This is a genomic window from Robinsoniella sp. RHS (genome assembly GCF_001029355.1).
Lineage (GTDB): Bacteria > Bacillota > Clostridia > Lachnospirales > Lachnospiraceae > Robinsoniella > Robinsoniella peoriensis.
Genome location: NZ_JNGB01000023.1, coordinates 1 through 5,794 on the forward strand (window position 1 = coordinate 1; position 5,794 = coordinate 5,794).

General features: G+C 41.0%; 2 protein-coding genes. Both read right to left on the reverse strand.

What is annotated here, in order from left to right:
• A partial coding sequence (locus RHS_RS12525) for a hypothetical protein (RefSeq protein ID WP_047833382.1) occupies positions 1-5,050 on the reverse strand: 5,050 nt, incomplete at its 3' end.
• Positions 5,051-5,322: 272 nt separating this feature from the next.
• Positions 5,323-5,697, reverse strand: a complete 375-nt coding sequence (locus RHS_RS12530) for a hypothetical protein (protein ID WP_044295633.1) — start codon at positions 5,695-5,697, stop codon at positions 5,323-5,325.
• Between the last annotated feature and the right edge of the window lie 97 nt (positions 5,698-5,794).

Consider the following 5,794-nt stretch of genomic DNA (forward strand, 5'->3'; position numbering starts at 1 on the left):
GTGCCGGAATTACCAGCGGCGTCGTTTCCTGATTCACCAGATTGGATAAGTCTTTTCCGGCGCTATCCTTTACCTTAATTGTGACTTGCAGCTGTTCCTTGTAAGTAAATGTTACTGTCTCGTCTTTCGTGATTGGATTGAATTCCTGGAAATTATCTCCCTGAACTTTATATCCATCTATCACTGGCGCCTCTACTCTTACATTGTCACCTTTCAGCACTGGTATCACGAGTGGTGTTGTTTCCTGATTCACCAGATTGGATAAGCCTTTTCCGGCGCTATCCTTTACCTTAATTGTGACTTGCAGCTGTTCCTTGTACGTAAATGTTACTGTTTCATTTTGGGCGATAGGATTGAATACCTGGAAGTTTTCTCCCTGGACTTTATATCCATCTATCACTGGCGCCTCTACTCTTACGTAGTCACCTTTCAGCACTGGTATCACGAGTGGCGTCGTTTCCTGATTCACCAGATTGGATAAGTCTTTTCCTGCGCTATCCTTTACCTTAATTGTGACTTGCAGCTGTTCCTTGTACGTAAATGTTACTATCTCGTCTTTCGTGATTGGATTGAATTCCTGGAAATTATCTCCCTGAACTTCATAACCATCTATCACTGGTGCTTGTACTCTTACATTGTCACCTTTCAGCACTGGTATCACGAGTGGTGTTGTTTCCTGATTCACCAGATTGGATAAGTCTTTTCCTGCGCTATCTTTTACCTTGATTGTGACTTGCAGCTGTTCCTTGTATGTAAATGTTACTGTCTCGTCTTTCGTGATTGAATTGAATTCCTGGAAGTTTTCTCCCTGGACTTTATATCCGCCTATCACTGGAGCTTCAACTCTTACGTTGTCACCTTTCAGCACTGGTATCACGAGTGGCGTTGTTTCCTGATTCACCAGATTGGATAAGTCTTTTCCTGTGCTGTCTTTTACCTCAACCGTCACGCTCAGCTGTTCCTTGTACGTAAATGTAACTATCTCATTTCCCGTGATTGGCTTGAATTCCTTAAAGTTGTCTCCATAGACTTTATATCCGTCTATCACTGGGGCATCTACTCTTACGTTGTCACCTTTGAGTACCGGTATCACTAATGGTGTTGTTTCCTGATTCACCAGCGCGGACAAGTCTTTTCCTCCGCTGTCTTTTACCTGGATCGTCACGTTCAACTGTTCCTTATAAGTAAATGTTACCGTCTCATTTCCCGTGATTGGCTTGAATTCCTTAAAGTTATCTCCATAGACTTTATATCCGCCTATCACTGGAGCATCTACTCTTACGTTGTCACCTTTGAGTACCGGTATCACTAATGGTGTTGTTACCTGATTCACCAGCGCAGACAAGTCTTTTCCTCCGCTGTCTTTTACCTGGATCGTCACATTCAACTGTTCCTTATAAGTAAATGTTACCGTCTCATTTTTCGTGATTGGATTGAATTCCTGGAATTTATCTCCCTGAACTTTATATCCGTCTATCACTGGTGCTTGTACTCTTACGTTGTCACCTTTCAGCACAGGTATCACGAGTGGTGTTGTTTCCTGATTCACCAGATTGGATAAGTCTTTTCCGGCGCTATCTTTTACCTTGATTGTGACTTGCAGCTGTTCCTTGTACGTAAATGTTACTGTTTCATTTTGGGTGATTGGATTGAATTCCTGGAAATTATCTCCCTGAACCTTATATCCATCTATCACTGGTGCTTGTACTCTTACATTGTCACCTTTCAGCACTGGTATCACGAGTGGTGTTGTTTCCTGATTCACCAGATTGGATAAGTCGTTTCCTGTGCTGTCTTTTACCTTGATCGTCACGTTCAGCTGTTCCTTGTACGTAAATGTTACTGTCTCGTCTTTCGTGATTGGATTGAATTCCTGGAAATTTTCTCCCTGAACTTTATATCCATCTATCGCTGGTGCTTGTACTCTTACGTTGTCACCTTTCAGTGCCGGAATTACCAGTGGCGTCGTTTCCTGATTCACCAGATTGGATAAGTCTTTTCCTGCGCTATCTTTTACCTTGATCGTCACGCTCAGCTGTTCCTTGTACGTAAATGTTACTATCTCATCTTTTGTGATTGGACTGAATTCCTGGAAATTATCTCCCTGGACTTTATATCCGTTTATCACTGGTGCTTTTACTCTTACGTTGTCACCTTTCAGTGCCGGAATTACCAGTGGTGTCGTTTCCTGGTTTACCAGATTTGACAAGTCTTTTCCTGCGCTATCCTTTACCTTAATTGTGACTTGCAGCTGTTCCTTGTACATAAATGTTACTGTCTCGTCTTTCGTGATTGGATTGAATTCCTGGAAACTATCTCCCTGGACTTTATATCCGCCTATCACTGGTGCCTCTACTCTTACGCTGCTTCCCTTTGTAACTTCTCTATTTAAAGGTGTAACATCTTGGTCTACAAGTGCACTCAGGTCTCTTCCATCTGCATCCTTTACCTGAATTATTATATTCACTTTTTCTTCTACAGGATTTCTGGTATAGGTGAATTCCACTGAACGATCTGAAGTTACTTCATTCAGAGTGACTTGACTAGCTCCTTTTATGGTATAACCTTTTATCAGAGGTGCTTGAATAGTTATGGATCCGTTTTCTTCTACTTCATAATTAAATTGATAATTCGGATCTGCTGCCAGTTCTGTCAGATCTGTACCCGTTCCATATTCTAATGGTACTACCTGAATACGATGCAATCCCTTTGCATAATGGAATACAACTTCACTATTCTGCGTAATTTTGGAAATAGTTACGAATCCATCGGCTGCCGATATGCTTCCTCCGCTTCCCTGTACAAAATCACCGATCGGGGATGCCAGTGTATATCCTGCGATACCCGGTAATTTAAATCGGATTGTTTCATCCGGGAATACTTCGTAGCTGCTCTTGAAGCTCTTTGGCCATTGGCTGGTTATATCTTCTCCCTTGGAATTTCTGGCTGTAAGTTTAAGTGTATGTCCGGTCTGTACTCCATCGCCTACGCTGACGTAAAGTGTTCCGGAATATTGGTACAGCTTCTCTCCCTGGGAATTATAAATAGATTTTGCATCAAAAGTGATGGTATACATATCTCCGGGTTTTGCATTGTCCCAGGTAAATGTATAGGTACTATAGTCGTATTTACCACCGCCGGAAATGGTATATTTATCAATCGGCAGCTTTCCGCCATGATATTGCAGTGGATTAGTCAATACTGCTTTTTTTGTACCTGAATTATACTGTGCTGTTACTTTAGTTGTCTGTCCTTTTAGTATTGTACTGGATGGAATCACCTTGCCTTCCCAGGACTCCGGTATGTTTAAAATACGGTTGCCGGATAAGTTTACGGATACGCCAACTCTCTGATTAGCATAAAATCCGTTGAGCGCTCCGGGGCTTCCATCCTCCCCCGTCCATTCTCCTAAGTCTTCAATTTCACAATTTGATAAATCCAAAGAAGCCACTGTGGCTTTCTTAAAAAGTGAAATTTCCGGAACGGTTTTGAACTTATTGTTGCTCAAATCAATTGCTACCTGCCCCATCCAGCTGCTTCCTTCCAGCTCAGAAATTTCCTTCGGCAGCGAGGTCAGCTGATTACCCTGTAGAAATAACTGCCCCAGAGACAGATTTCCGATTGATCCCGGTATCTCTGTTAAATTATTTCTCTGTGCATGAAGAATGCCCAGATTTTTCAACTGTCCAATAGAGTCCGGAAGCTGGGTAAGCTGGTTTCCCTCCACATAAATTGCTGTTAATCCGCTCATTTCTCCGATTTTATCCGGCAGAGTTTTCAGCTGCTGCTGTCCTGCTTTTAATTCAGTGAGGTTCGTCAGGTTTACAATAGAATCCGGCAACACACTGATCTGTCCGATATCCGGCAGGACAACTTCCAGATCCAGTTGTGTCAGCCCTGACAAAGTGCCAATGTCTGCCGGAAGGCTCTTCAGATTTAAGCATTGGCTCAAATCCAGCTTCGTCAGTTTTTTCAGCTTCGTAATTGATTTTGGCAGAGACGTTATGGATGCCCCTGTTAAATTTAACTCTTCCAGTTCGGTACAATTTCCAATACTTTCCGGAAGCTGTGTTATCCCCACTTCTTTATCCAGCTCATTATAATATACACTGTACGTGGATAAATATTTTAGTTTTGACAGCTGTCCAATACTTTCCGGGATCCTGCATCCGGTCGGAAGAAACAGTAATTCCAGTCTCTCCATATTTGTAAGGTTAGAGATCTGTACCGGTATTTCTGCATAATTTCTACCATACAGGGACAATTCTTTTAAACTTCTACAGTTAGTGAGTCCCGCCGGAAATTCATCCATTACCACATTTGCAGCATTGAAAATTTCCAGTTGCTGCAGTTTTCCCAGTTCTTCCGGAAATATAACCCCTTCTCCATCGGAAAGTTCAACAGACTGTAAATTTACCAGGTTTCCTATTGATTCCGGAAATGTTATATTGCTCATCGTCTCCTGAATATTTAAACGCCTGAGATTTACTAAATTACCAAATTCCTGTGGTATTACCGTTTGTTTACTACTTCCTAAAGTACCGGAGCCATTCAGTATCTCAAGTTCTTCAATCTGAGTAGCCAAACATAATTTTGCCGGAAAATTCCCCTTGTAATAGGTGATCTTAAGTTTTTTCAGGGAAGGAATCTCAAACATTTCATCTGGCGTATTATTAAATACGCTTTCTGTTGTTAACGCCTGAAATTCTATTTCTTTCAGATTCCTGAGATTAGCCAGTTCTTTTGGCGCTTCCCAGGGGTTTTTCCCACTTCCGGGAACCGTTTTGATCACAAGTGTCTCAATCGAATCAAATTGTGCCTGGGTAAGCTGTGAAGGCGTGGGCTTCGGCGAACCCACAATTTGTTTTGCAATTAATGTAGTCAACCAGTTTTCTGTTGCAGGATTGGATACCGGATTGATATCCGCTACATCCCAGAAGCTTTTTTGAGATGGAGCTGCAAGTGTATCCGTTTTCATCAGACAGATTCCGCATACAAAAACTGCCAGAAAACAAATTAACACTATTAATTGTCTCTTTCGGTTTTCCATGTTTCTCTCCTTTTCTTATGTAATGCTCAACTTACGGTTTCATGTAAATACACTCATATAATCATCCCCTTTGATTAAAATTTATAAAATCACCTGCATAGATCACAGCAAAATGACTGCAGCAGATGAGTTTATCAATATGCCGATCCCACACTTCAAATTTTCCCTAGTGCCCCCCGGTGTTGATACAACGGAAGGCACCCACAATTTTCATACCCACTCAAATCTATAGAATCCGGCAGATATTTTACCGGTTATTTTCTAATTTAAAATTAATAATAGTCTTTTGCTCCTAAAATATACAGACCAGGTAATAATAGCCCCAGTATACTCATTAAAATATTATCTCCCGACAAAAGCACTCCGACAAACCCTAATAACTGCAGGATAAACATGATAGTCCCCAGTATTCTGATAACATTCATTCTGTCATCCCGCCTGTTAAATACTAATCCTAAAATACCGGATACAATCATAAAAATAGCATAGCCGCTGTATATAAATAACGTCGTTAAAACAATTTTTGATAACAATCCTTCTGCGAATAATCCAATCCCATCAAACAGCACAAGATGATAAACCAGGGTAACCCCACCCATAATAATCATGAGAATACTGGTAATTTTTAATAATATTCTGCTCTCCATATAACCTTTTCTCCTTTGTAATAACCGTATTATTATAAAAGGCACTATAATTATAATAATCATATAATCATAGTGCCTCCGATTTGTACTTGTACCA